We start from the raw sequence: 26,718 nt of genomic DNA on the forward strand, positions 1-26,718 counted from the left end.
CCCTTAGTGGCAGCCACATATTTCAAATTCTCCCGAATTAATGAAACCAAATACCCGAGTCTACGGATTTCAAACTGCTGATTAAAGGAATACAGCAAATCTATGAATAGCCGCTTACTTAATCTTGATGCTCTGCGGGGTCTCGCAGCAATTCTTGTTGTTTGGCAACACAGTAGCGAAGTTTTTATACGAAACCCCGGTGTCGCCCAGCACGGTACCGAGCTGACTGAATTTATCAGCCAGTTAGACTTTGGCAGAATAGGAGTAATCTGCTTCTTTTTAATCTCTGGATTTGTGATTCCTTTCAGCCTTTCGGGAACTAAAAGTTCTTTAGAGAAGTTTGCCATTCGTCGTTTTTTCCGCCTTTATCCAGCATACTGGACATCCCTATTTCTGGCTGTGGGGCTGACATGGCTGATTAGTGACTGGATGTATCCCACAACCACTATTGTCGCAAACACGACCATGCTACAGGGATTGATGGGGTTTGATAACGTGCAAGGGCTTTACTGGACACTGACAGTTGAATTAATTTTTTATGGTCTCTGTGCGCTAATTTTTGCTAACCGTCAACTGGCTAACCCCCTGATCTTACTACTTTTTTGCTGGGGTGCACTATCTCTATTCGTAGGTTGGCAGCTCTTAAATATTTTATCTATTCCCCTACCGGAACTGGCTCCAACAATTACCTATTTGCCTTTCTGTATCGCTGTCATGTTTTGTGGAACCTTGATCCAACACTGTTATATGCGAAAAACACATTATTATTATGCCTTTTTTGCTATAGCGGGCACTTTTTCAATTCCATTAATGTTTTTATTTCTTTTTATACTTGGTAAACCCATTGGTGACAATCCATTGCGCTTTGCTCTACCTCACTTAATTGCTTTGGCTATTTTCTTTGTTGTCCTACTAGTACCCTTTAAGCCATGGCGTGGCCTAGTGGCTTTAGGGACCATTAGTTATTCGGTTTATCTGTTCCACCCCATTGTGATGCGCGGGCTGAACTGGACAATACAGCAGTCCTGGGCGCAGGCATTTTCTACTTATTCTGTAGAGGTCTATATGTTGGCCACGACCCTCGTGAGTATTGTCCTGGGGAGCCTGGTGTACAAACTGATTGAGAAGCCAGCCATCAATATGGGACGCCACTTAAGTAGAAGGACAGAAAGTAGAGAGATGGCGATTGCCTAAACGGGGTTTTCCGCTTATCTGTGGTGGAAAACTAGAGGTTATTCATACATGCCTGTTTTATCCAGGCATGTATGAATCAGAGTGGGAAGCTTATAAAAATTACCAGTCACCGCTCGGTTAATCTGACTTTCTACTGTGCCCACAGCAAGCTTGCAGCAATCGACCACATCATAATACCCACCAATACATCCAGCACTCGCCAGGTTTTTGGGTTCTTAAACAGCGGCTGCATCATACTGCCACCAACCGATAACAGCGCGAACCAAAGGACAGAGGCACTGCAGGCACCAATCACAAAGAATAAAGTACCTTCCCCTGCGTATTGGGCACCGACCGAGCCAATCAACACAACCGTATCTACATAGGCATGGGGGTTTAGCAAGGTTAGTGCCACGGCGGTGATGAGGGCAGAACGCCTGGATTTAACCCACTCCTTCTTGTCCTCCAGTCCCTTATTGGTAAAGGCGGAACGAAATGCCATAGCGCCGTAGCCAACCAGGAAAGCGACTCCCAACCAGGTCAGCCAGACCATCCAGTTTCCTTCAGCCTGGGCCAGGTGTGATACCAGATAAACACCACAGCTGATTAGAACAATATCCATCAGGATACACAGCGCGGCGATGCTGTAGTGGTACTGGCGACGAATGCTCTGTGTCAGTAAATACGCATTCTGCGCACCAATTGCCATGATCAAGCTGATAGTGGTGATAAAGCCCTTTGTCAGAGGGGCCAGTAGCAAACCCGAAAACACGTTGCCTCCTGAGGTCATTGGGGTCTGCCCGCGGTATGCGGGTCGAAAAGTGGCGAGAGATTAAGAGGCCGGCTAAAATAAGTAAATTTAATTATATTGATACCTCATAAGAATATCTTATGTTAGATCTTAAACAACTTCAGGCCTTTGCTTTCGTGGTAGAAGAACAGAGTTTTGATAAGGCCGCGGCGCTCCTTCACGTGAGCCAGTCTGCGGTATCCCAGCGGATCAAAGCCTTGGAAGGACAGGTCGGTCAGGCCCTACTGATACGCTCAACACCACTGCGACCCACCGAGGCCGGCCTCAAGGTACTGGGTTATTTCCAGCAGATGCACCTCCTGCAGCACGAGTTGCTGACAGACATAGACCCGGAGGGCAGCAAAACCCGCTACAGTAACCAAAACAAGGTACGCATCGCCCTGAACTCAGACAGCTTGGATACCTGGTTCCTGAAAGCGGTAACCCCCATCATCCGCTCCCACCACCTGCTCGTAGACTTAAAGGTCGATGATCAAGATGCCACCTTGGAGCTATTGAAGAATGGGGAGGTTATTGGCTGCATCAGTTCGGTAACCAGTAACCTGCAGGGCTGCCAGTCCATTCTGCTTGGGCACATGGCTTACTACCCAGTGTGCACTCCGGCTTTTAAAGAGCACTACTTCTCCGACCCAGTCGACGTGGATGAATTTCGCTATGCCCCCGCCGTTGAATTTAACTACAAAGATCAGCTGCAAAGCCGCTATCTGCAGCAATTTTGGGGGATAGAGGCCGGCCAATACCCATCCCACGAGATCCCCTCTTCCAAGGGATTTCTCAATTTTCTCACTTTGGGATTAGGCTGGGGAATGGCTCCAGATATTCAGGTGGAAGATTTGTTAAGGCAAGAGAAGCTGATCAAGCTGACTCCAGATCAGCACTTGAAAATTCCACTGTACTGGCATGTTTGGAATTTGAAATCCAAATTGATTAAAGAAATCACTCACACTCTCGCTGAATATGCACACAAAGCGCTGCACCAGTAATTGGTTACATGGTGAAGATACTGGCAGTTCCAATAAAATATTTAGTGATTGTGGGACTGCTTCATAAAGCAGCGATCTATCTCACCTGGAGCACGGGTTAACTTTTCTAGGAATTGATGTGCTTGCATCAATATAGACATATTTTCCCGATATTTAGGCTTATAACTTTTCAGTTGTTGATGGGCTTTTTGAAAGATTTCGTGGGCCTCTACACTCATCAAAAATTCAGTGATTGCACTACCTAATAGCAGTTGGTGAATCGCAAAAGCCCCATCTAGTTGAGCCCTTTTTAATAGTTGAGAGGGTTCTACAAGAATCTTAAGCGCCCGATAATTTGCTGGAATATCGACTTTACAACTATTCACGGATGGCTCTTCAGGTTGTGCCATATATTCACAGTCAGTCCTGAAATTCTGTTGAAGCCGCTCAATATTCTTACCAAATTTTTGGTCGGCCTGCCCAAAAACCACCCTGGAAACTTCGAGGAAGACCATCATTCCTCCACACATCATGCAGGGTTCCAATGTAGTATAAATAGTGGTGCCTTTCAGAGAGTGGTTACCCTTCCCCCTACAGTCTGTATTTATACACTGTTGTATTAGCCTAACTTCCGCATGCTGGGTTTTATCTCCACACAGATCCACAGCATTGCGCTGTACCCCCACAATTTTCTCCTGTTGAGGATCGTATAAAACAGCCGCAATGTTATAACCCCGTTTATTTTGATCTTGTGGTGAAACCCAATTTAAGTAGGCAGTAGAGTATGCTAACAACATTAGAATAGCGTCTCTCTCCCGCTGGATAGGAGATTCCACCATCTCTTCAGAAATCCCTAGGGAAGAAAAGACTATAAAAAAAAAGAAAACTAACCCATGTCGCATATTCAATTGGCTCATCATTTCAGAGCCACTCCCGGGTCAAAGCCACTCCCGGGTCAAAGCCATTCCCGGGCCATAGCGATCAGGTTTTTTACCCTTGCCGGCAAAGCTCTATGACGGCGTGTCGCCAAGAAAAGAGTTTCGCTAACTGGCGTTTCCAGGCGGTGCGACCGGATTAATTCTGGCCTGTCGAACGCATTTACCGCATGTTCCGGTAATACCGTAAAACCCAGTCCCAGACTTACCGGTTCAAGAATCAAACTAATTTGGTTAGAGAAGCCCCTCAGTGCAAACATATCGACATGTTGAAATTCCAGATAATTGGCTCCCAAGAGCAAACTGGCATGATAAGCACCATCAGGGTGGCCAACATAACCCAGTTTCAACAAAGTTGACCAGTCAGTATTTTTTATTGCAACCGGAGTCACCAATATCAATGCCTCACTTGCCACCGGCTGACTGGCGATCTCATCCAGCGCTGATGGGCTCGTCATTAAACCCATATCACAACGGTATTCCAGAAGAGATCTTTCGACATCCCGGTTGGGTGCAAATCGATAGTCGATAATGAGCTTAGGGTGGCCCTGCTGTATTTTAAGGAACCTGGGATATAACTTCAGTCCCACACTCCCAGGAGACAAAATACGCACCAAACCCTCGTAGACAGGGTCCTCCCCCAGTCTTTGCGACAGAGTTGAGAGAGACTCCACAATCTCATGAGCCTCACCATAGAGTTTTCTTCCCGCCTCTGTTGGGGTGAACTGCCTGCCCTGCCGCTGAATCAGAGCCACCCCTAGAAATTCCTCTAGCTTACGGAGGTGCTGACTTATGCCAGACTGCGTCATATGCAGGCGCTCCGCCGCTTGAGTGAAGTGCCCCACCTCTATCAGTGTACAAAAACTACGTAGCCATACTGGGTTAATCATTACAAAAATTACTAAAAAAAATCACTAATGATAATTATATGTAATCGACTCTAGAGTGTAACTTTATTCCACCCTAAGCACTGGAGCCAAAAAAATGAATGGCATTTATCCCCGCAGTTTCTCCCATATCGGTATTTCGGTACCGGATTTAGAGGCCGCAGTAAAGTTTTACACTGAGGTGATGGGGTGGTATCTGATTATGCCGCCAACAGCAATTCAGGAAGACCACAGCGCCATTGGCGACATGTGTACTGACGTTTTTGGTAAAGGATGGGGCAGTTTCCGAATCGCCCACATCTCTACCGGGGACCGTATAGGGATTGAATTATTCCAGTTTCCCAATCAAGAAAACCCAGAGAATAATTTTGAATACTGGAAAACTGGGGTATTCCATTTCTGTGTACAAGACCCCAATCTAGAGGAACTGGCCGAACGTATTGTTGCCGCAGGGGGCAGAAAGCGTATGCCCAAGCCTCGCTATTACTATCCTGGGGAAAAGCCCTACCGCATGATTTATATGGAAGATCCGTTTGGCAATATTCTAGAGCTTTACAGCCACAGCTATGAGCTGGTTTACAGCAGCGGTGCTTACAACTAATCCTGGCGAAGACAGGCACCGGCGCTTCCGGTGCCAATAGTATTGGCTATTTGACTCGGTGACTTATCCAAACAATTGCCAAGGCTAATTCAAGACTTTGTTTTCCGAAAGATAATCAGCAACCACCTTGCCCAGAACCAAGTGCTGATCCTCATCCAGGTGAATACCATCCCGTTCACTGACTTTCACCCATTTATTTGCATCCAAGAATAGAGTTCCCAAATCATGCGAGACTTTTTCCAGATCCTTGGCGTAACCGACGCACCGCTTTTCAGCGCCGGTAAATTTATAACCAATAATACCGCAGGGATTACTGATCGTCAGAGGGGCAATAATAAGGACCTGAGGTACTGGCATGCCAGGCTCTATGGGAGCATTCCGGATTACTGACACCAGTTTGGCCACGCCCTGAGCAGACATACAGGCCTTGTTATCGTGAGTATCCTGAAAATCATTAGTACCCAACATCAAGATGACACACTTTAGCGGAGAGTGCATTTCAATGACCTGAGCCAATCCATCGACACCCCGCCTGCCCTCCCTAAATGGGTCATCCCAAACCGTCTTGCGCCCATTCAAACAATTTTCAATCACTCGCACATTATGGTGGTTTTCATTGAGATGAAACTCCAAAACGCCAGGCCAACGCTGGGCAAAAGTCATCCGCTGGCGAGTATCTGGAATGATGCCCCAGGAGACACTATCGGAATAAACCAGAATATTATGCATCTGCCGACTTCCTTCTTTGAATTATGGGAATTAGCTTCCAGAGTGAGCCTTGGACATTATGAGTAAAGCCACTAAACCCTGACTAAATTCCAACTCTAATCAAATCCAAGCACTAGTATGGCACCGCCAAGTGAGCGACTCCCCGCAAGGTCAAGCGGGAGATGATCAACGCGCTGGCACCGCATGCAGCAATCGCTGCTGTTAGCGGCAAGGGTGTTCCATCAAAAACCAAGCTGGTTACAACAATTGCCAAAGCCCCAAGCAACATTTGCAAGGCCCCCCCCAGAGCGGCAGCCGTGCCGGCAATGGGCCCATGCTCTTCCAGGGATAAAACCATAGAGGTAGGAATCACCAACCCCAGGAATATGTTGCAAATCAACAACATAGCCACCAGCAACCCAAATTGGTCAAAGCCTGAAAAGACCACCATACACATCGTCAATGAGCCGATAGCAAAACCTGCAGTAGCCCACTTCACCACGGCTACAGAGCCAAAACGCGCGCCGAGGTTTGCAGCGAACTGACTTGAGGTAAAGAAACCCAGCGCATTTAAAGCGAAGGCAAGACTGAATTCTGTCGGTGTCAATCCGTAGAAGTCGGTGTATAGAAAAGAGGCCGTAGCCAGGAAAGAGAAAAAGCTAGCGATGCCCAAACCGCCAATACAAGTCAAGCCAACATACACTGGATCACGCAACAAAGTGGAAAAAGCCCCGAGCATGGCACTAAAACGAAATGGCACACGGTGCTGCCGATGGAGGGTCTCAGGCAAGCTGGTTACCGCCAGGAATAAGCTGGCAAGGGTCAGCAGGGCAATTAGTAGAAATACGCTGCGCCAACCAAAGGGAACTATCAAAGTACTTCCGATCAATGGAGCGAGCATCGGCGATATGGAGATCACCAACATCACCGTGGTCATTAAACGAGTGGCCTGAGTACCAGTGTAATAATCCCGAATCACTGCCCTTGGAATCGACATTACGGAAGCGGCACCAACCCCCTGCAAGAACCGTAGGACAATCAGGGCCTTTATTGAAGGGGCCAAAGCACAACCAACAGAAGCCAGGGTAAAAAGGACCAAACCAAAATACAGTGGAGGCTTTCGGCCGAACATATCTGATGCTGGGCCATAAAATAGCTGACACACCCCGAAAGCGACAAAATAGGACATCAGGGTATATTGTGTAGCCTCCACAGGCGCACCTAAATCCTGGGCAATATCCGGCAGGGCCGGTAGATACATATCGATAGCAACGGGCCCCACACAGCTCAACAAGCCTAGAATGAGCGCCATCTTAATAAAATCCAACTTCATAAAAGATTCCAAATATCAGGCTCAGAGAATTTTCAGAAACATAGGGAAGTAGCGACCTGAAAATATTTTTATTTCTGCTGGTAAAGTTCCTTTTGATTCATTCAGCACTCCCACTGGAAATGAAGAATACCCTTCTCTATGTGTTAGATGCGAACACAGCTTTATACAATCAAAAACCGACCTCTGTTCCCACCGGCTGCGTCGACTTTGAAGTCAGACATTAATATTCACAAATGCAACGCTTCCTATGGCAAGGGTGTAGGGAGATAGTGCTTTAAAAGCGGAAAACCGGGCAAATTCAGATGGTATCTCTGCGACTGTTTTTCTGGGGTCCTATTGATATGCCCACTCAAATTCACTCCACTAGGAACATGATGAGATGGACACATGCACAGGCACTTTAACTTACCTTCCAAGTCCCTAGCTTCTAACAGTCACCGAAATCAGTTACAGGTAGGCTTCAAGCAGTGGCACTAGAAAAGCGTCGAAGGAGTCAGTTTGGCTCAAGCAGGACATTGGCCGCGGTCAATGTAGAACGATTGCCGCTTCGATCTCGCCACCGGCTTACCTCCCGGCTCCCACTACGTAGCCGACCCACGCTCAACCGTAGACAACAAAAGATCCCTCTTTTTATAGCCCACACCCCCTGTTGGGTGATCACTATGTATCCAGAGGGGGAGCCAATAAATCAATTATTAAGCGCACTCAAATCCCAACGTCTGCGTGCCAGCCAAATCGCGGGCGTCGATGGCCGCAGAGGTATACCCAAGCTTGAGGCCGATGAAGTCATTTGTAATAACATCACACGCTGGCGCCACTTGTGCGAACTAAAGAGCTCCGAAATCGGCTGTTATCTGGCCCATCTTCGTGCGATTCGTCAGGCCTATCAAGCCGGCTTACAGCGAGCTTGCATACTCGAAGACGACGTTCTGTTAGAAGATGACTTTGGCAGAGTGCTGGCGGAGTTGGAGCGCTTGTCCCCAGAAGTAGAGATGGTCCGTTTAATGGGCTTAAAAGTGAGAAAGCGCAAGATCATCCGGTGCCTTAATGACGGCGTACACAAGCTGGTTCGACCAGAGCGGGGCTGGTGCGGAGCCCAGGGTTACCTGATCAATCGCAGAGGGATGGAAAAGGTGCTCGGTTACGCCAATCGAATTTTCGAACCTATAGATAAAGTCTTTGACCACTTCTGGCAATTTGACCTGAAGCTTTATGGTGTCGAACCCCACCTACTGTGGGAAACCGAACATACTTCTAGCATCGTAAAATCTAACGTTCACAAAGCCAGCGTTGCCCGGTGGCTTTATTGGCTACACCCCTTTGGCAAATTTTGGCGCAGTATTCAGCGTCATATCTACTTGTACCGTTATAAAAAAGAATTTTATCCGGCAGAGAAACCAAAGCAGCGCCTCGGACGCACGGCCCGAATAAAACTCTAAGATGACGAGGGCTTAAATATCCCAAAACCGCTGCATTTTCAGGAACATAAAAGAGGCTGTCCAGGTGATCATTACCAGCCCAGTGAGAGCCTCAAGGCCGGCAGTAAAGCGCAAGTGTCCGTGGGGCTCAATATCGCCGAAACCCAGAGAGGTATAAGTGGTAAATGAGAAATAAGCACAATCGATCAAGCTACCACTGAAATTACCTTCCAGAGTGCCGAAATAGGGCGAATTCACCATAAAGTAATAGCCATAGGCAAAAAGCCAGATTTCTGCGATGTGAGCCAGTAGCGCACCAAAAACCCCGAGAACGATAGCCAAATTGTGTCGCACAGGCAGCCAACGCCCAAGGTGCACTAGGGCGTTAAGTACCTCGTGGTGAATCAACACCACAATCGCAACGATCATAGTGTTCACCACAAATGCGAAAGTCATTTCAGCGTCGATCATGGAAAAACTCGCGAACCAGCCTCCCCGCCTCTTCAGCCATTACCCCAGACTCCACAGAGATTTTATGATTAAAAAAACCGGCCTCTGCCAGCTTCATCTGACTTTCAACCACTCCCGCACGCGGCTCTTTGGCACCAAAGACTAAGCGACTGACTCGCGCATGCATCAAAGTTCCAAAACACATAGTGCAGGGTTCAATTGTGACGTAGAGCGTGGTATTTGGCAGACGATAGTTTTGCTCAGCCTCCGCTGCGCGACGCAATGCGACAATTTCCGCATGGGCACTGGGATCGCAGTTGCCAATAGGACGGTTGCTGCCCTCGCCAATGATCTTGCCATCCCGCACCAACACGGCCCCCACAGGCACTTCTCCCCGCTCTGCGGCAAGTTCCGCTAATTCCAGGGCTCTGCGCATAAATGCGTAGTCTTTAGGTGTCGCCATAATTCTTTCTTAGACCTCTACTACACCGAGTACCAGCGCACTCACAAAGTACAGCTTTATCATTTTTCCCAGGTTATTTTCTTCTGACAAAGCGGCGTAGGATGAAATCCGCCTCAAGCACCAGGCTACCCTGCCGCTCCAACTCTGCGCGCGCCTCTCTATTCCCCTTCCAGGCAAAAGGCGTCATAGCCAAAAAGTCCGCAATCGCTTCGTGTCCACGCAATTCAAAAGGAAAACAACAGCGCATGTCGACCTCAGGATACAAACCCTCAACCAGTTTTGGCGCTGGATGTTTGCGTGGTTCCCGGTAGAGGTGCCCTTTTAAAGTCCATAGGTGATCGGGACCTGGGGAGACATCCAGAAAGTGTCCCCCCTCTTTTATTACCCGCAGCATCTCACTATCTGGTGCAGGTGCGAAAACACGTAAAAGGTGATCCACGCTATTCGAGGCCACCGGCAAGTTAGCATTACTGGATACAACAAACTGTGCACCGCTATCCGCTTTGGCAGCCATGCGGACACCGGACTTGGAGATATCTATCCCGGCCAACGCATGGCCGTGCCACCCAGCAGACTCCAATTGGCGCAAATAGTAACCTTCCCCACAGCCAATATCCAAAAGCCGGCGCCCAGATTGGTAGGGTAACAATGCCGTAATCGCGTCCACCAGTGGGCGATAGTAACCCGCCCTGAGAAAACGGCGACGCGCATGTAGCATTTCAGTGGAATCGCCCGGGTCCTTACGCCGCTTACGATAGACGGGTAACAAATTAACATAACCCTCCCTCGCGCGATCAAAACTGTGCCGGTTACTGCAGTGCCAGGTATCTTTACCCAACGTCAATGGCTTTGCGCAGAGAGGACATTGCCAGATCATTCAACTTCCTGAGCTTCTGTATTCTTCATCATCGATGGAGAAGTACGCTGCAAAATCAAATCTGCAGCCTTCTCCGCAATAGCGATCACCGGCGCATTGGTATTGCCGCTGATCAGGGCCGGCATTATGGAGGCGTCCACAACCCTCAGTCCATCCACACCGTGTACTTTTAACTGCGCATCGACTACAGCGAGATCATCATCGCCCATTCGACAGCTGCCAACAGGGTGATAAATAGACTCTGCGCGTTGACGAATGTAATGTTTGATGTCTTCCTCACTGGTGAGTTTTTCTTCAGGTAGCCAAGTGCGCTTCTGATAGCGCAGCAGATCCTCCTGATTGAGGATATCCCTGGCCATGTCAAAGGCCTCCATCATCACTTGCATATCCTCAGGCTCGCACAAATAGTTCGGCTGAATTTTTGGTAAGTCCTTAGGATCATCACTCTGTAAAGTAATTTCACCGCGACTCTTAGGCCGCAGAGCACAGGCATGCAGAGAGTAACCATAGCCCGGCTGTTTATTGAAACCGTGATTAAACAGCGGCGCTGCAGTCAGGTGAAACTGAATATCCGGGCGACCGTTGGCCAGAGAGGAGCTGGCAAAGCCACCAGCTTCAGCCACATTGCTGGTCAGAGGTCCCCGATTAAAGAAAAACCACTCAGGTACACGCAGAGCTTTCTTAACCTTTTCCCATGGAGCCTCTGAGAAACTCACCGGTGCCGAAGCCTCAATGACCTGCGTGATATCCAGGTGATCCTGTAGATTCTTACCCACTCCTGGCAGGTGGTACTGCGAGATTAGATTGAATTTGCTTAATTCTTCCTGCGGACCAATGCCTGACAGCAGCAAGATCTGTGGAGATTGTATGGCACCGGCACAGAGCAGAACCTCTTTGTTGGCATGGATCTTCTTTCCATTGATCAGTTCTACGCCCGCAGCCCGGTCACCCTTTAATATCAACCTGGCCACAGAACTACGAGAGCGAATATGCAAGTTGGGGCGTTTTTTTATCGGGTGTAGATAGGCTGTTGCCGCTGAACAGCGCCGGCCTCTGCGCTGGGTAACCTGGTAAAAGCCAAAACCGGTTTGCTGACTGCCATTGAAATCATTATTAAGCCGGTGGCCAGCAGATTCTGCCGCACGCAAAAATGCATGCCCCGATTCTGTCTTCCATTTTAAATCGCTGACCGTTAGGGGGCCGAAGCCACTGTGATGCGCATCACTGCCTCGCTCATTGCCCTCGGCCATAAGAAAATACGGCAGGATATCTCGCCAGCCCCAACCGGGATTACCTGCGGCCTCCCAGCCATCGTAGTCCTCGCCATTACCACGGATATATATCATCGCATTGATGGAACTACTGCCACCAAAGGTTCGCCCGCGAGGCCAGAACAGGCGTCGATCGTGCAGGTGTTCCTGAGGCTCCGTGTAATGATGCAGGTTATAGTTGGTCCCCGGCAGCAGCATACCGATGCCGAGTGGCATATGTATCAACGGACTTCGATCCGGCGGCCCCGCTTCAAGCAGGCAAACCCGGTGCTGCTCATCGGCACTTAACCGGTTGGCCAACACACAGCCGGCAGAGCCGGCACCTACGATCACATAATCAAACACCATTTGAGTGGACATGGGACCTCAGCACCTTTGCAGCTGAATTTTCCAAGACGGTACACTCAAGCTCAATAAAATTACAGGGATGAGGGAACGTAAAGGTGAAGGATTGCGAATTCAGTGACAATAAAGTCCTGCACAGCTGGCATAACAATGCCGAAGAGTGGGTCAAGGTGATAGATCGAGAGGCAATACCCAGCCGCAAACTGATCACCGACCAGGCAATTGTCGAAACTATCCTGGCGCATAGCCCCACTAGCGTACTGGATATTGGCTGTGGAGAGGGATGGTTATCCCGCCGCCTGTCAGCAGAGGGAATAGAGGTCTGGGGTATCGACGGCGTAGCCGACTTAATATGTGAGGCCAGGCGCCGAGGGCAAGAGCGGCAGCACTTCCACACTCTCAGCTATGAAGAGCTGGACCCGCAGGCATTTGAGAATAAATTCGATTTAATGGCGTGCAACTTTTCTCTGATTGGAGAGAGATCAACCAACGTCGTTTTCAAAAATGCTTGCTCCCTACTAAATCCGCAAGGGTATCTGCTGGTGCAAACTCTACATCCTCTAATTTCTTGTGAAGCCGAAAATTACCAGGATGGCTGGCGCCCTGGCTCCTGGGAGGGCATCGAGGGCAATTTTCAGGAGACAGCCCCCTGGTATTTCCGCACGGTATCCAGCTGGGTTCACCTGTTCATTGAACATGGTTTAGAGCTCACAACCCTGCGTGAACCGATTAATCCCACCAGCGGCAAGCCGGCCTCGCTAATCCTAGCTGGGCAGTTTCGTCTTTAGCCCTGGTTTCGTCAGCCCTAAGACAGGGATAGGGGCACCCACTTTTCAGCGCCAGATTAACAGCATAGACGCTTTCAACGACAACAAGGCTCTCACGCCAACAAGGCACTTTTAAAGCTCGGTAAAATACAGCCCTTCAGACAAGATCAATTTTTCATCAACTGTGGCGTATCAATATCAAAATAATAATAAAAAAACATTGGCGCTCCCCTGCTCACACCCAGGACTGCTTGGACAAAAATGGAAAAGAGTCCAATTCATGCGGCTTTCGGGGAAGTTTCCGTCAATTTGCGACTGTCCAGTAAGTGAAGTAGCAGAAGCCGCCTAATTTCAATGGGAAAACGCTTTGAGGTGAGTATCCCATAATAAATTCAACGACCGTTTGCGGCCTTCCGAAATGAGATGCAACACTCTGGGGTAGAAAAAATGGCACTCTGCAGTTTCAGAATCAGACCGGGCAAATCCTTACCCAAGGCAGTTGGAATATTTCTATTGCCCACTTGCTGTATCTGCTCTGCCGACGAACTTTTTATCCCCGATTCTCAACAGGCCCTGAACATTCAATCGGAAAATTTGTATTTCTCCGACAGCGCATTCGCCATGGACAATGCCGCACTACTCCAGGCTGCGGACTACCTGCGCAACAACTCCATGAATAGCACCCAGCGGCGCCTCAACTACCAATGGCTGCAAATGCATACCAATCCCAGTGAATTCCGACCAACCACTGGAGGTAAAGCACTATTCAAAATTTTTAAGATCGGACTGGATACCTACAAGCAGCGCAATAAACGAAGCGTGCAGAAAAGTATCCTGCGATACACCACCAATCGGGGCAAAATAGGCAACTCGGTTGAGTATGGTATCAACCTTTCCGACGACAAATTCAAGGTCTCATTCGAGTACGAATTTTAACCCTGGCAGACAACTAGTCCTTGCCTTCCTCCAGGTTTGTTAGAATCTCCGCCAATCAAATTTGGCGGAGATAGCCGTGAGCAGCTCAAATACCCCATCCTCATTTCCCGAACTTCCAATCGCCAGTGTCGGCCGACGCCTTGCAGCCCTGATGTACGACTTACTGATCCTGATGGGATTGATGATGGTGTACGGGTTTATTGCGCTTCCAGTGGCTTCAATATTCGGTGGGTTGAACTGTCAGCCAGAGGCTTTGGACTACAGCCCCTGTGTCGGTGGCACGATTTATCAACTGGGTGCTCTAGTGGTTATCGCCGGATACTTTTTCTGGTCCTGGCGCGTAGCCGGTCAAACTGTGGGTATGCGTGCGTGGCGTCTGATACTAGCCAACCCGGATGGAATGCAGCTCTCCTGGCGCCAATGTATCCTGCGCGCCATTGTGGCACCACTATCTATTGCCTGCCTGGGCCTCGGCTACTTTTCTGCCTGGGCCCGTTCCGACAAGGCCAGCTGGCATGACCTGATTTCAGAGTCCCAGGTACGCCTGCTGCCCAAGCCAAAAAAGTAATCCCCCTAGCGGGCCCGCTTTAGCAATAGCCAGCCCGCGCCAAAACACAGAAGAACGGGCACGAGCACGGCCAACAGCGGTGGGAAGCCAAATACCAATGAGGAGGGACCGAGAATTCCCTGCAAGGTTTGGAAGATAATTCCCACCATAATCCCGGTGAAAACTCTTAACCCGGTGGTTACCTCGCGCAGGGGCCCAAAAATGAAAGAAATTGCCACCATAACCAAGCTGGCAATGGTCAGCGGTTGTAATATTTTCTTCCAGAACTCCAACCAGTAGCGGCCGGAATCTTCGCCTTTGCGATCTAAGTAAGTCCCGTAGTCCCAGAGGTTACGCGGGGAAAGATCCGAAGGCAGCGGCACGATGAGGGCAAATAACTCGGGCGAGATCTCAGCTTTCCATACACTGGTTGGCAGGTTTTTACTCTGTGTATCCTCCGGCAGGAACTGGGTGCTGCGGCTGTTCTCCAGCTGCCACTGCTCCCCCTGAAACTGCCCTCGTTCAGAGAACTCCACCCACTTCAGCTCCCGGTTATCCGCAAACTGGTAACGGGTTACACCATAGAGTTCACCATCTGGCAGGGCGGCATTAAAATGCACAAATTCGCCGCTGTCTTTCAACCACAAACCGCTTTCAAGTCCGCTCGCCTCTAATTCCCCCAGGGCTCGCGCCTTGTTGTTCTCTGCGATCACGTTGGTTTTGGGAATGACGAATTCCGCCAGGGCCAAGCCGATAAAAATCAGTAAAATGATCGGTTTCATCACTGCCCAAGCGATACGACCTATAGATACGCCAGCGGCGCGCATAACCGTCAGCTCGCTGGTACCGGCTAGTGTCCCCAGCCCCACCATACAGCCCACAAGCGCGGAAAAGCCCAACTGCTCATAAATGCGCCCCGGCAGTCTCCACATGACATATTGTATTGCCTGACTAAAGCCGTAATCGCGCTTCAGGTCTCCCAATTGGTCGACGATGGCAGAGATGATATCCAAGCCGACAATGATAAGGAGCACCACAAAAACCGCTAGGGCAATGGTACGGCCAATATACATATCCAACTTATACATCGGCCGACTCCTTAACACCTTCCGGCAATGGTTTGGGCTTAGGTCGCCAGTTCCTCGCCACCAGGAGTAGCAGTCCAATCAGCAGGAAAGGAGGGTGTACCAACCAGATCACCGCAGGGTTGGCAAACTTGCCATCCTCAATAGCCCCACGAACCCCCTGCAGAATCACCAGGTAAATGAGATACAGGAGTATCGCGGGAAACATCTTGATAAAGCGCCCCTGGCGGGGATTGGTGCGAGAGAGCGGTACCGCCAGCACGGCAACCACCAGCACCAGTACCGGCAAACTCAGGCGCCAGTAGAGGTAGGCTGTCTCCTTGGGGTTATCACTGCCCAACAACTGCAGAGTGGGGGCCGACTCCATCTGGTCGCGCCAACGACTTCGTAACTGTGGCGCTTCCATCAATACTTCATAGCTGGAAAACGCCATCTGCCGGTATTCCTGTTGTCCCGGCACTCCCTCATAACGATAACCATCGCGCAGTACCAGGTAGCGCAGCCCTGTCTCGGAATCGATTTGCTGAACACCTTCTTTGGCACGAATAACCACCTGGTGATTCGCTTCTGTTTCTGCTTCTGTAGCCCTCAGCTCGGCGAGGAACACCCCCAGCATGATGGACTTATCCTCGCTCAGGGCCTCAGCGTAATACACCGCCTGGCCACCACTGGTGGAAATAAATTTCCTCGGTTCCAGGTGATCAAACTCACTTCGGGACTTTTCCGCATTGAGCATCAGGTTGGAATACTCTCGGCCGGCGGGAGTCAGGTACAAACTCATTGAGGCCACAAGCAGGGCCACTGCCATAGCCGGTGCCAAGGTGTAAAACAACAGGCGCCACTCGCTGAAACCACAGGCGTGCAGCACTGTCATTTCGCTCTCTACATAAAGACGCCCATAGGCCAAAAGAATCCCGACAAACAAGCCCAGTGGCAGTATTAATTCAAGGAATCCCGGCAGGCGAAATGCCATCAGGGAGAAAAGGATATCAGCCGAAAGATTCCCTGCGGCGGCTTCCGCAAGGTATTTCACGAATCGGCCACTCATCACCATTAATAGCAAAACTGCGCTGACTGCCAGCGTGGCAAACAGCAGCTCGCGGCAGAGATAGCGAAAAATAATCACAGGGCGAACGAATTCCTTGGTGATAGCGGTGTGATGAAATTGGACTCCAGTCGAACAAGTTTCCTACCGGGTACAGCAATCCATAGACGGGCAGGTTACACTTGTGCGACGCATTATCACTAAAAATTCTTGCTATGTCTCGGTTCAGAGCCATGCAATCTATTGTCAGATTTTAAGGAAAGCGAAAAATGCAGTTCTCCGCAAAGGTCTCGGATATCTCCAAGCAGCGCGCAGCCTGTTCCATTATTTCGGTAGATGCCAAAAATGGCTTAAGCCCCAGTGGTAAAAACCTAGATCAACTCGCAGGGGGAGTCATTGGCAAAATTCTCAAGCGCGGCGACCTGGGCGCAAAGCCTGGCAGCACTCAGTTAATTGATCTGCTGGACGGCCCCAGTGAGCGAGTGCTGGTGGTACGCACCGGTAAGGGAGATATCAGCCAGGCGGAATTTCGCAAACTGGCCAGCGCCAGTGCCGCAGTTGCGAAAAAGTTCAAGGAAGCCACCAGCTACCTGTGTGAGCTGGAAGTGAAAGGCGCGGACAAAACCTGGCAGGCCCAGCAAATTGCCTTGGCCACTGGATTGGCCTGCTATCGCTTCACTCAGTTCCTTACAGACGCCAAACCCTACCCCCTGGCTAAGTTCACCCTGCATGCCACCGACCGCAAACAACTGAAAGCCATCCAGAAGGGGATGGACATCGGTGCCGGCCAGGCGCTGGGCAGCAATGTAGCGCGGGAACTTGGCGACCTGCCCAGCAATGTCTGTACCCCCAGCTACCTGGCGGCAGAGGCCCGCGCGCTGGCCAAAAAACATGCAAAGCTCACCACGACTGTACTCGACGAGAAAAAAATGCAGGCGCTTGGCATGGGCGCCCTACTCAGCGTGGCCAAGGGCAGCGACCAGCCCCCGGCTCTGATCGCCATGAACTACAAGGGCGGTAAAACCAGTGAGAAACCTATTGTGCTGGTGGGCAAAGGCATCACTTTCGACAGCGGTGGTATCAGTATCAAGCCCGGCCAGGCCATGGATGAAATGAAATACGATATGGGTGGCGCCGCCAGTGTTTTCGGTGTGATGAACGCCCTACTGGAACTGCAACCATCCATCAATGTGGTGGGCCTGGTTGCCGCCGCGGAAAATATGCCCAGCGGCCGAGCCAGCAAGCCCGGAGATATCGTCAAGTCTATGTCTGGCAAGACCATCGAGATTCTAAACACCGATGCCGAGGGTCGCCTGGTACTATGCGATGCGCTTACCTATGCCGGCAAGTACAAGCCCCGCGCAGTAATCGATATCGCCACCCTCACCGGTGCCTGCGTTATCGCCCTCGGCCATCACGCCAGCGGCCTCTACGCCAATAACGAAGAACTCGCCCAAGACCTGCTCAAAGCTGGCGAAAAAAGTGGCGACCGCGCTTGGCAAATGCCACTGTGGGATGAGTACCAGCCCGCTCTGGATTCCAACTTTGCCGATATGCAAAACATTGGCGGACGCGATGCCGGTTCTGTTACCGCGGCCTGCTTCCTGTCCCGTTTTACCGAGGAGTACACCTGGGCACACATGGATATCGCTGGCAGCGCATGGAAATCCGGTGCGTGCAAAGGTGCCACCGGCCGACCAGTACCGCTCCTGGTGGAATACCTGCTGGGAAAATAGCTGCCAAAAGCGCACAATAGCCGCCCCCCAGCGGCTGTCGAAACGGCCCCTCGCGGGCCGTTGTCGTCTCAGTACAAATATAAGCCAGCATGACCCGAATCGACTTTTACATTCTCTCCTCCGACCAGCCCCAGCAAGCGGATATTTTCGCCTGTCGCCTGGCGGAAAAGGCCTATCGCAACGGCCTGCGGGTTCTGATTGCGATCGACAACCAAGAGCGTGCCGAACATCTCGATCAATTGCTGTGGACCTTCCGCGAGGACAGTTTCCTGCCCCACGCCAACCAAGCTGATGGCGAGCTCGCCGTGATCGAAATCAACTGCGGCGAAGATCCACAGGCGCACCACGGCTTACTGATCAACCTGTGCAGCAAAGTTCCCAACTGGTTCAGCCGCTTCGAGCGCCTCGCCGAAATCGTTGTTCAGGAAACAACGGCCCTGCAGCGCTCACGATCGCGATTTGGTCACTTCCGCGATCGCGGATATCCGTTACAATCCCACAAGATCAACCAGAGCATGTAATCACTGGCTACCACCATGTCCGGTCGAAAAAACAAGCACAAGCAGCGCGGACAACCACGCAAACAGTCCAGCGAGCTTCTCGACGAACTGAACTCACTGCACGACCTCCTTAACAGTGACGATCTCGATGCAATTCCCCTGCTCAATCAGATAGCAGGTCCGGCCAAGCCACAAGCACAAAAAACCACTTCTCTCGCAGATATTCCATTGTTATCCGTCGAGCCGAAATCCCCGACTCCCCCCACAATGGAAGACGACTCAGAGGAGGAGTTCCTGGAACAAGAGGATTTGCCAATTTTATTTTCCCCGGTCGATGAAACTCTTACCGGTGAACATAAAGTGCAGCTGGCGGAATCAGATCTTGCCCTGTTGCGCCCCCTTCAGGACCTGCCAGGTAAGACCGCCGAGCCCCAGGCAAAAGCCCCAATGGTAGAGTTGCTGGATGAGAGCGATGATCAGCCAGGCAATGACACCCAGCTGGACAGTGGACACACTGAGCCAAATACCACTGATGCTGCTGAGACCTCAGAGGAGCGTCTTGCCCCTGCCCCCGAAAACCCGTTCCTGCCCGCCCATATCCGCTCGCGGTTGACCGGTGGACGAATCCCCGCAATTGCGGAGCCGGCCCAACCCAAGCCCAAAGCGATCGAAACCGCCAGTGCAGGCACCCGCACCCAGGCACTGGTGATGGCCCAGGCGATCGCAGAGCGAGAGGGCCCCACAGAAAAACTGGAGCCCTCGGAAAAGGATCGCCAGCGCAGCGACCTGATTGAAGAACTGGTAGCCCAGCAGCTTCCCCAGCTGGAAAAACAGCTACGTGCCCAGATAGAAAAAGTGGTCGACGACCTGGGGATTTGGGACTGAGTGCGATTTAGCCCCAAAGCTGCCTTTTGCCCACCCTACCCCCGGCGGTATAATTGCCGCCTTTTCCGCGCAGACAGAGCAATCGCCAGACTATCCTGAGCCAAAATGCTGCGCCCGCAGTCAGTTAACACAAGGTTTCCCACCCGCATGGACAAAACATACCAGCCCAACGCCATCGAACAGCAGTGGTACAAAACCTGGGAGGAGAACGGCTACTTCAAGCCTTCCGGCGATACAGAAGCCAAGCCCTACTCCATTATGATCCCGCCGCCGAACGTCACCGGCAGCCTGCATATGGGTCACGGTTTCCAGGAGTCCATCATGGACGCCCTGATTCGCTACCACCGCATGCAGGGAGACAACACCCTGTGGCAAGTGGGCACCGACCATGCCGGTATCGCCACCCAGATGGTGGTAGAGCGCCTGCTAGGCGCCGAAGGCATATCCCGCCACGACCTGGGCCGCGACAAGTTTATTGAGAAAGTCTGGGAGTGGAAGGAAGAGTCCGGCGGCACCATTACCCGCCAGCTGCGCCGCCTGGGTGCCAGCCCCGACTGGTCCCGCGAGCGCTTCACCATGGACGACGGCTTCTACAAAGCGGTGCAGGAAGTCTTTATCAAACTATATGAAGACGGCCTAATTTATCGCGGCAAACGCCTGGTGAACTGGGACCCGAAATTCCACACTGCGATTTCCGACCTGGAAGTATTAAACGAAGAAAAGCAGGGTCACCTGTGGCACTTCCGCTACCCGCTCTCCGACGGCTCCGGCCACTTGGTAGTTGCCACTACCCGCCCGGAAACCATGCTCGGTGATACCGCCGTGGCCGTACACCCGGAAGACGAGCGCTACCAGCAGCTGATCGGCAAGACCATCAAATTGCCCCTGACCGATCGCGAAATCCCGATTATTGCCGACGAATACGTCGACCGTGAATTCGGCACCGGCTGTGTAAAAATCACCCCGGCCCACGACTTCAACGACTACGAGATGGGCCAGCGCCACAACCTCGAGATGATCAATATCCTCGATGCCGACGCCCACCTGAACGACGCCGTGCCGGAAAAATACCGCGGCATGGAGCGCTTTGCTGCGCGCACCCAGATTGTCGACGACCTGGACGCCCTCGGCCTGCTGGAAAAAGTAGAGCCCCACACCCTCAAGGTACCCCATGGCGACCGCTCCGGTGCCGTGATCGAGCCCTGGCTCACCGATCAATGGTACGTAAAAACCCAGCCCCTGGCCGATGAAGCCATCGCCGCCGTTGAAGATGGCCGCGTTGAATTCGTACCGAAAAACTACGAAAATATGTATTTCTCCTGGATGCGCGATATCCAGGACTGGTGTATCTCCCGCCAGCTGTGGTGGGGCCACCGCATCCCCGCCTGGTATGACAACGAAGGCAAAGTCTACGTTGGCCGCAGCGAAGAAGAAGTGCGCGAGAAGCACAACCTGGGCGCCGACATCAGCCTGCGCCAGGACGACGACGTACTCGACACCTGGTTCTCCTCCGGCCTGTGGACCTTCGGCACCCTGGGCTGGCCAGAAGATACCGAAGAACTGAAAGCCTTCCACCCCAGCTCCGTACTGGTCACCGGCTTCGATATTATTTTCTTCTGGGTCGCGCGCATGATGATGCTAACCCTCTACTTCAAGAAGGAAGTACCGTTTAACACCGTGTACGTGCACGGCCTGGTGCGCGACAACCACGGCCAAAAGATGTCCAAATCCAAGGGCAACGTGATCGATCCCATCGATTTGATCGACGGTATCGACCTGGAGAGCCTGGTACAGAAACGCACCAGCGGCCTGATGCAGCCGCACCTGCGCGAGAAAATCGAAAAGCAAACCCGTAAGGACTTCCCCGAAGGTTTCTCCGCTTTTGGTACCGATGCCCTGCGCTACACCTACTACTCACTGGCATCCACCGGCCGCGACATCAAGTTTGATGTGGGCCGTATCGAAGGCTTCCGCAACTTCTGTAACAAGATTTGGAACGCCTCCCGCTACGTGCTGCAAAACTGTGAAGGGCAGGACTGTGGCCAGGACAACAGCAGCGACTATGAATTGACCATCGCCGACCGCTGGATTATTTCCCAGCTGCAGCGCACCGAAATCACCGTGCACGAAGCCATGGACACCTACCGCTTCGACCTCGCCTCCCAGGCCCTGTACGACTTTATCTGGAGCGAGTACTGCAGCTGGTACCTGGAACTGTCCAAGCCGGTACTGTGGGACGACAACGCCTCCGACGCAGTGAAGAAGGGCACTCGCCGTACCCTGATCCGCGTACTGGAAACCATTTTGCGTCTGGCTCACCCACTGATGCCGTTTATCACCGAAGAAATCTGGCAGCGTGTAAAAACCCTCGCCGGTTCCAACGGTGACACCATTATGCTGCAGCAGTACCCTGAAGCCGATAACAGCAAGATCGACGAGGAAGCGGAAGCGGCTGTTGCCTGGTTGAAGCAGGTTATCGAAGGCGTGCGCAATATTCGCGGTGAAATGAATATTTCCCCGGCGAAGAAAATCCCACTTATCCTGCGCGGCGGTTCCAGCCGTGACCAAGAACTGCTGGCGCAAGCCCGCAGCCTGCTAATCAAACTGGCGAGCCTAGAAGAAATCACCTGGCTGGAAAGTGGAGAAGCTGCACCAGCCTCCGCAACAGCCCTGGTAGGCGATATGGAATTGCTGGTACCCATGGCCGGCCTCATCGACGTTAAAGCCGAGAGCGCCCGTCTACAAAAAGAGATTGATAAACTTTCCAAAGAACTCGCACGAGTTGAAGGCAAACTCAACAATCCCAAGTTTGTAGACAAAGCCCCCGAAGCCGTTGTTGCCAAGGAGAAGGACAAGCTTGCAGAAATGAAAGGTGCCCAAGAGCGTTTGCAACAGCAACTTGAGGAAATCAGTAACCTTTAATGGTTCTGGTAATCCGCTCCATTAAAGAGCGGATCTGATTTAAAAAAGGGGGCTCTGCCCCCTTTTCTTTTTTTGATATAAATCAAACTACCCATTCTTCCCCTAGTACCTTTCGATTTTCCAACAACTTCAAAACCCGAGTATGCGCTCAATGTACCTGCGTCGCCTATGGGGTTGTCAGCTCCAAAATCAGCTATACCCAAGTGGTATACGACCTAAAGCGCGCTAAAACGCTTCAAGCACCACTCCATTTTTCAACTCTCCTAAGTACCTGATAAGAAATCAATATGATTTTCAATCGGCTTGACGGTTATTTTTTATAGAGATCCCGATTAATTGAAAGTTCTAGGTACGATAGTGAGTTAGAGAAAGTCTATTAATTGGGGAAAGTGGTCATTTTGTATTTGGGACAATAGTTCAGTCTTGTATGTAGTTTATTCATCCCTTAAAGTTTTTACGCACCTCTTCGTTAGATTGATTCCAGGGTGGTAATCATGATAATAGTGGTCAGAATGATTAGACTATAAATGTCAATGGACCAGTAAACTGAAAGCATAAGGAGAAAAAATGCTTACGTTTGAGAAGTTGTGGAACAGCTATCCACAAAAGGATGTGATTAAACAAACCTGCTACAACAGGCAGGAGACAATATCTACTCCATTTAGTGACTACTGCGCAATTATGCTAAGTGAAGCGCTTATCAAGGCTGGGGCTTCGCTCAATGGCTTTAGTGGTAATAAATGCTGGTCTCACACAGGGTCTAGGCACGCACTACTTGCCGAACAACTCGCCAATTGGCTAAAAACGTCTCCGCTACCTGGCTTGCAAAAAGCCAAGAAAATATCACCTGGATCTTTTCAAAGTGATCTTAATGGAAAAAACGGAATCGTTTTTTTCAAAGATTACTGGCAGCGAGGCAGTGAGAGCTTTGAAAGCAGGAGCGGTGATCATATCGACCTCTGGAAAGATGGTAAAATTACGAGTGGCACCATGCTTTATAGGTCAGTAATTGAACTATTTGGGTTCGTCTCTGATCTAAATAAATCCAAAGAAATTTGGTTTTGGGAGGTAAAGTGAGCATTAGAAATCATCCATGGATTGTGTCTGGTTTAATTTCAATTTTATTGTTGGTAATAAATTTTTTAATATTTTCCTTTAGCTATAATTCTTTAACAAGGAGTTTTTTAACTGAAGATCAACGCATTGAAAATGCTGGCTTTATAATGGGAACAACTTTGCCACTATTTGCCTTCGTGTCATTCTCCATATGGCTAATTATGGGTTTTCTACTAAGTAGAAATGCCAAAGGTTGATCTTGGCTCTGAGCGAATTCTGCAAGCCCGCGCCAATTTTGCCTGTCGTTGCTGCGGGCGTTATGCGTAAGGCTTACTCACGTTTAGTAGACACATTGTATAGTTAGGTTTCAGCCTAACATGGAGGTGCCTATAAAACGTGAGCAAGACCACGGACTAAAGTATGGAATATATAACATATCGAATTAAAGATCCTAGAGATGGTGTACCTGTATATGTAGGTCAGACTGAAGACTTTGAAAAGAGGAAAAAGCAACATATACGTAGAGCTAAAAAGTCTTTATCCAAAACTAAAACATTTGATATTAAAGTTTATTTATTTCTTTTATATTCTGAAGGCTGTGATCCCGAATTCGAGATTGTAGATGTTAAGCCTACAGAGGATGAATCTCTCGAATCTGAGGTGAGCTGGGTGAAAAAAACTGTAGAGTCAGGTTTTCCTGTACTTAATCGGTGGAGGGCGCACCGGTCAATTGTCAATCAGCGGTTCACAAGCAATGAATTTAAGCAGTACTTCTGTGCAAGATTTCCAGCTGAAAAGGTCATCAATTATGCGCCTTCGGCGCCGGGCGTAGCAAAGCTGCGCCGATCATAACGGCGTTAACACTCTTATTAACAAGCCCCGTGGACTTAACGCGCCAACGCACGCCGTATCTTAGCGACGTTAAATAATCTCAACCAACTCCTTCCCCCAGCACCCTCTCCTTTTGGACACGTCTATAGATTTCCTCACGGTGAACGGGTAGAGATTTTGGAGCACGTATGCCTATCTTTACTTGATTACCCTTAACTTCCAATACCGTAATTGAGACGTTCGCTCCAATCCGTAAGTTTTCACCCGTCCGGCGCTTTAAGATCAACATATTTGCTTCCTATTAATACTCAAATCATACGTAGACCTCCCTCAATGGAAGGATTTGAAAGTAACTGTTAAGGAAGTGTCAGGTGGGGCGCGAGAACGGTAGGCATAGAGGTAGAAAAGGCAGACGCAACGCTTCCAGAGCCAAGGGACACGCCCCAAACTACTGAATGGACTCCACTTTATTGAAGACGAGCGGGTTTCTAGCGTATGATCCATATAGCCATTTTGATAGTCATAGTATCAATTTGGTTAGCTGGCCCCGGGTGTTAGCGCACCTTGGGTCAGCGCCTTTTACTTACTCTTAGGTCACACTACCGTTCTCCTTTGAGGGAATGGTTCTTTTAAAAAAATCTTGGGGTTCTTGAAGCTCTTGGACCGCCTTGCTCATCGGCCTTCACAAGGCAACTCAATGACGACTCAAATATCGATAAATATCCACCGATTTTACGCAGCTTTGACACTAAAACAAACTTAATAAAATCCAATAAGATTATTTTTGTGCCTATATTTTGGTGATTCACGCTTTGAAAATTTCGGTTGCGCATAAAAATGGCCGCTAAGACTGGTACCCCTCACTGCCTTTCACTTTGGAACCCAGAAACAATAGATCCTCCCTAGCAGCTTCACTTTGCTGATTTTGTATACATTCTGTTGCATTTTCTTAATCTCCATTTCGAAGATTAAGAGCAGCCGCACATATTCACAGCAAAAAGATCGTTAAATTGTTGCTTATGAATGATTGCTGCCTTTGATCATAAGCAGCGAAATATCGAGATATAATGCAGCCGCAATATATCTACTAGAGTAACATTTCACCGGTGTAGGCTAACATACTGGTTTATATGTTTTTTTCTGACGAGAAGGATTTTTCCCTCTTGGAATATATTGACTGGTGATATAATGCGGCTGCTTTTGAATACACTGTTATGTGGCAAGAGAGTACGAATGATAATTTACGTAGATATGGATGATGTTCTCTGTGATTACACTACAACAATAGCATCAGAAAAAGAAAAGAGTCCTGAGGTAGAATTTCCACAAAGCAAACCTGGATTCTTCAAAGATTTAGATCCAATAAATGGGGCAATTGAATCAATTGAAAGATTGAGATCTGAAGCTCATATTGATTTATATATTCTTACTGCCCCATCTACTAGAAATCCACTGTCCTATACAGAAAAGCGGATATGGGTTGAAGATAAATTTGACTATGATCTAACTAAGAATTTAATAATGTGCAGCAACAAAGGTTTGCTCAAGGGTGATATTCTAATTGATGATCATGCTAGTGGTAGGGGACAAGAGCATTTCGAAGGCAGATTGATTCATTTCGGTCAAGGTATATTCCCTAATTGGAGTGCCGTATTAAGCAATGTTCTTGATAACACATAACAAACGCAATCAGAGCGAAAATTATCTCACATCGCCTGCGGCTATACATAATAATTGCGCCTGTTGTGGTCGTTAGGGCCTCAGTTTATCGAAGTATAGAAAGGAAAAGATATGGAAGAGGTTGAAATAGGTTTAAGAGACATAAGCATTAACTGTCTCGAAAACTCGATTAGAAAATACTTTATGGAAGAAATTAAAAATATATCTTATAAAAGGAGATTAATTAACAGCTTTCAGTATTTTGGCCAAGGGGAATCGGACTCCATTGTAATTAACGTTCGACTTAAAGTGGGAGACTCATATACTGCTTATGAAGACTGTGATTTTGCTAAGCTAAGCATTGCAGGATCTACTAACGTTATTGAAAAAACTGTATTAGGGATCCTCTGAAAAATCAGCCTTTAGCCTTGTATCAAGCTTCCTATAGCTAAAAGTGCCTATTTTTTACTCGAAATCCTACTTTCTATACATAGTTATCTCCATTTTTTCTGCCT

General features: G+C 49.7%; 28 protein-coding genes. 16 read left to right on the plus strand and 12 right to left on the minus strand.

Going from position 1 to position 26,718, the window contains the following annotated elements:
* Positions 1-102: 102 nt before the first annotated feature.
* Positions 103-1,194 (plus strand): acyltransferase family protein, encoded by a 1,092-nt coding sequence (locus LC073_RS08710; RefSeq protein WP_226646146.1) that lies wholly within the window; start codon positions 103-105, stop codon positions 1,192-1,194.
* 130 nt (positions 1,195-1,324) lie between these two features.
* Here LC073_RS08710 and LC073_RS08715 read toward each other — a convergent pair whose 3' ends face one another.
* Entirely contained in the window at positions 1,325-1,963 is a 639-nt protein-coding gene (locus tag LC073_RS08715; RefSeq protein ID WP_226646148.1) for a LysE/ArgO family amino acid transporter, read from the minus strand.
* Positions 1,964-2,064: 101 nt separating this feature from the next.
* On the opposite strand from LC073_RS08715, the gene LC073_RS08720 reads away from it, so the two are divergent.
* Positions 2,065-2,967 carry a LysR family transcriptional regulator ArgP gene (locus LC073_RS08720; RefSeq protein ID WP_226646150.1) on the plus strand — a complete coding sequence of 301 codons (903 nt, stop codon included), beginning with the start codon at positions 2,065-2,067 and terminating at the stop codon, positions 2,965-2,967.
* A 41-nt stretch (positions 2,968-3,008) separates the two neighbouring features.
* Here LC073_RS08720 and LC073_RS08725 read toward each other — a convergent pair whose 3' ends face one another.
* Positions 3,009-3,866 carry a nucleoside deaminase gene (locus LC073_RS08725; RefSeq protein WP_226646152.1) on the minus strand — a complete coding sequence of 286 codons (858 nt, stop codon included), beginning with the start codon at positions 3,864-3,866 and terminating at the stop codon, positions 3,009-3,011.
* Positions 3,867-3,901: 35 nt separating this feature from the next.
* Positions 3,902-4,771 (minus strand): LysR family transcriptional regulator, encoded by an 870-nt coding sequence (locus LC073_RS08730; RefSeq protein ID WP_226646154.1) that lies wholly within the window; start codon positions 4,769-4,771, stop codon positions 3,902-3,904.
* A 94-nt stretch (positions 4,772-4,865) separates the two neighbouring features.
* Between LC073_RS08730 and LC073_RS08735 the strand changes: the two genes are divergently transcribed.
* Positions 4,866-5,369, plus strand: coding sequence for a lactoylglutathione lyase family protein (locus LC073_RS08735; protein WP_226646156.1), 504 nt, complete (start codon positions 4,866-4,868; stop codon positions 5,367-5,369).
* Positions 5,370-5,453: 84 nt separating this feature from the next.
* On the opposite strand, the gene LC073_RS08740 is transcribed toward LC073_RS08735, so the two are convergent.
* Together LC073_RS08740 and LC073_RS08745 are read right to left on the minus strand one after the other, a co-directional pair.
* The gene (locus LC073_RS08740; protein ID WP_226646159.1) at positions 5,454-6,098 is read right to left on the minus strand and encodes an SGNH/GDSL hydrolase family protein; all 645 of its coding nucleotides are present in this window, start codon (positions 6,096-6,098) and stop codon (positions 5,454-5,456) included.
* A 112-nt stretch (positions 6,099-6,210) separates the two neighbouring features.
* Positions 6,211-7,410 carry a multidrug effflux MFS transporter gene (locus tag LC073_RS08745; RefSeq protein WP_226646161.1) on the minus strand — a complete coding sequence of 400 codons (1,200 nt, stop codon included), beginning with the start codon at positions 7,408-7,410 and terminating at the stop codon, positions 6,211-6,213.
* A 662-nt stretch (positions 7,411-8,072) separates the two neighbouring features.
* Here LC073_RS08745 and LC073_RS08750 point away from each other — a divergent pair.
* Positions 8,073-8,849: a glycosyltransferase family 25 protein gene (locus LC073_RS08750; RefSeq protein ID WP_226646163.1), complete on the plus strand. Its 777-nt coding sequence runs from the start codon at positions 8,073-8,075 to the stop codon at positions 8,847-8,849.
* A gap of 12 nt (positions 8,850-8,861) precedes the next feature.
* Here the strand turns inward: LC073_RS08750 and LC073_RS08755 are convergent, their stop codons facing one another.
* The 4 genes from LC073_RS08755 to LC073_RS08770 all read right to left on the minus strand — a co-directional run bounded on the left by LC073_RS08755 (position 8,862) and on the right by LC073_RS08770 (position 12,249).
* Positions 8,862-9,299, minus strand: coding sequence for an ion channel (locus LC073_RS08755; RefSeq protein WP_226646164.1), 438 nt, complete (start codon positions 9,297-9,299; stop codon positions 8,862-8,864).
* Positions 9,286-9,741: a tRNA adenosine(34) deaminase TadA gene (gene tadA, locus LC073_RS08760; RefSeq protein ID WP_226646166.1), complete on the minus strand. Its 456-nt coding sequence runs from the start codon at positions 9,739-9,741 to the stop codon at positions 9,286-9,288. The genes LC073_RS08755 and tadA overlap by 14 nt, the downstream gene beginning before the upstream one ends.
* 73 nt (positions 9,742-9,814) lie before the next feature.
* The gene (locus tag LC073_RS08765; protein ID WP_226646169.1) at positions 9,815-10,618 is read right to left on the minus strand and encodes a putative RNA methyltransferase; all 804 of its coding nucleotides are present in this window, start codon (positions 10,616-10,618) and stop codon (positions 9,815-9,817) included.
* Complete coding sequence (locus LC073_RS08770) at positions 10,615-12,249, minus strand: GMC family oxidoreductase (protein WP_226646171.1); 1,635 nt, start codon at positions 12,247-12,249, stop codon at positions 10,615-10,617. Before LC073_RS08770 ends, LC073_RS08765 begins: the two co-directional genes overlap by 4 nt.
* 83 nt (positions 12,250-12,332) lie before the next feature.
* Here LC073_RS08770 and LC073_RS08775 point away from each other — a divergent pair, with 83 nt between their 5' ends.
* From LC073_RS08775 to LC073_RS08785, 3 genes are all read left to right on the plus strand, one after another.
* A complete protein-coding gene (locus LC073_RS08775; RefSeq protein ID WP_226646173.1) occupies positions 12,333-13,022 on the plus strand; it encodes a class I SAM-dependent methyltransferase in 690 nt (229 codons plus the stop codon).
* Between the two features lie 492 nt (positions 13,023-13,514).
* The gene (locus LC073_RS08780; protein ID WP_226646175.1) at positions 13,515-13,937 is read left to right on the plus strand and encodes a hypothetical protein; all 423 of its coding nucleotides are present in this window, start codon (positions 13,515-13,517) and stop codon (positions 13,935-13,937) included.
* 76 nt (positions 13,938-14,013) lie between these two features.
* The gene (locus tag LC073_RS08785; RefSeq protein ID WP_226646177.1) at positions 14,014-14,505 is read left to right on the plus strand and encodes an RDD family protein; all 492 of its coding nucleotides are present in this window, start codon (positions 14,014-14,016) and stop codon (positions 14,503-14,505) included.
* A 5-nt stretch (positions 14,506-14,510) separates the two neighbouring features.
* On the opposite strand, the gene lptG is transcribed toward LC073_RS08785, so the two are convergent.
* Both lptG and lptF read right to left on the minus strand, forming a co-directional pair.
* Positions 14,511-15,572, minus strand: coding sequence for an LPS export ABC transporter permease LptG (gene lptG, locus LC073_RS08790; RefSeq protein ID WP_226646179.1), 1,062 nt, complete (start codon positions 15,570-15,572; stop codon positions 14,511-14,513).
* Positions 15,565-16,695, minus strand: coding sequence for an LPS export ABC transporter permease LptF (gene lptF / locus LC073_RS08795; RefSeq protein WP_226646181.1), 1,131 nt, complete (start codon positions 16,693-16,695; stop codon positions 15,565-15,567). Before lptF ends, lptG begins: the two co-directional genes overlap by 8 nt.
* Positions 16,696-16,883: 188 nt before the next feature.
* On the opposite strand from lptF, the gene LC073_RS08800 reads away from it, so the two are divergent.
* The 7 genes from LC073_RS08800 to LC073_RS08830 all read left to right on the plus strand — a co-directional run bounded on the left by LC073_RS08800 (position 16,884) and on the right by LC073_RS08830 (position 24,565).
* Positions 16,884-18,350 carry a leucyl aminopeptidase gene (locus LC073_RS08800; RefSeq protein ID WP_226646183.1) on the plus strand — a complete coding sequence of 489 codons (1,467 nt, stop codon included), beginning with the start codon at positions 16,884-16,886 and terminating at the stop codon, positions 18,348-18,350.
* Positions 18,351-18,439: 89 nt separating this feature from the next.
* Complete coding sequence (locus LC073_RS08805; protein ID WP_226646185.1) at positions 18,440-18,871, plus strand: DNA polymerase III subunit chi; 432 nt, start codon at positions 18,440-18,442, stop codon at positions 18,869-18,871.
* Positions 18,872-18,886: 15 nt separating this feature from the next.
* Complete coding sequence (locus tag LC073_RS08810; protein ID WP_226646188.1) at positions 18,887-19,735, plus strand: hypothetical protein; 849 nt, start codon at positions 18,887-18,889, stop codon at positions 19,733-19,735.
* Between the two features lie 147 nt (positions 19,736-19,882).
* A complete protein-coding gene (locus LC073_RS08815) occupies positions 19,883-22,657 on the plus strand; it encodes a valine--tRNA ligase (protein WP_226646190.1) in 2,775 nt (924 codons plus the stop codon).
* A gap of 567 nt (positions 22,658-23,224) precedes the next feature.
* Positions 23,225-23,734: a type VI secretion system amidase effector protein Tae4 gene (locus LC073_RS08820; protein WP_226646192.1), complete on the plus strand. Its 510-nt coding sequence runs from the start codon at positions 23,225-23,227 to the stop codon at positions 23,732-23,734.
* Positions 23,731-23,970: a hypothetical protein gene (locus tag LC073_RS08825; RefSeq protein WP_226646194.1), complete on the plus strand. Its 240-nt coding sequence runs from the start codon at positions 23,731-23,733 to the stop codon at positions 23,968-23,970. Before LC073_RS08820 ends, LC073_RS08825 begins: the two co-directional genes overlap by 4 nt.
* Positions 23,971-24,133: 163 nt before the next feature.
* Positions 24,134-24,565: a GIY-YIG nuclease family protein gene (locus tag LC073_RS08830; RefSeq protein ID WP_226646196.1), complete on the plus strand. Its 432-nt coding sequence runs from the start codon at positions 24,134-24,136 to the stop codon at positions 24,563-24,565.
* 79 nt (positions 24,566-24,644) lie between these two features.
* Here LC073_RS08830 and csrA read toward each other — a convergent pair whose 3' ends face one another.
* The gene (csrA, locus tag LC073_RS08835) at positions 24,645-24,833 is read right to left on the minus strand and encodes a carbon storage regulator CsrA (protein ID WP_226646198.1); all 189 of its coding nucleotides are present in this window, start codon (positions 24,831-24,833) and stop codon (positions 24,645-24,647) included.
* A 944-nt stretch (positions 24,834-25,777) separates the two neighbouring features.
* Here csrA and LC073_RS08840 point away from each other — a divergent pair.
* Together LC073_RS08840 and LC073_RS08845 are read left to right on the plus strand one after the other, a co-directional pair.
* A complete protein-coding gene (locus LC073_RS08840) occupies positions 25,778-26,224 on the plus strand; it encodes a 5' nucleotidase, NT5C type (RefSeq protein ID WP_226646200.1) in 447 nt (148 codons plus the stop codon).
* 111 nt (positions 26,225-26,335) lie between these two features.
* Positions 26,336-26,614: a hypothetical protein gene (locus tag LC073_RS08845; RefSeq protein WP_226646202.1), complete on the plus strand. Its 279-nt coding sequence runs from the start codon at positions 26,336-26,338 to the stop codon at positions 26,612-26,614.
* Positions 26,615-26,718: the final 104 nt, after the last annotated feature.

The organism is Microbulbifer variabilis (assembly GCF_020524905.1).
Taxonomy (GTDB): domain Bacteria; phylum Pseudomonadota; class Gammaproteobacteria; order Pseudomonadales; family Cellvibrionaceae; genus Microbulbifer; species Microbulbifer variabilis_A.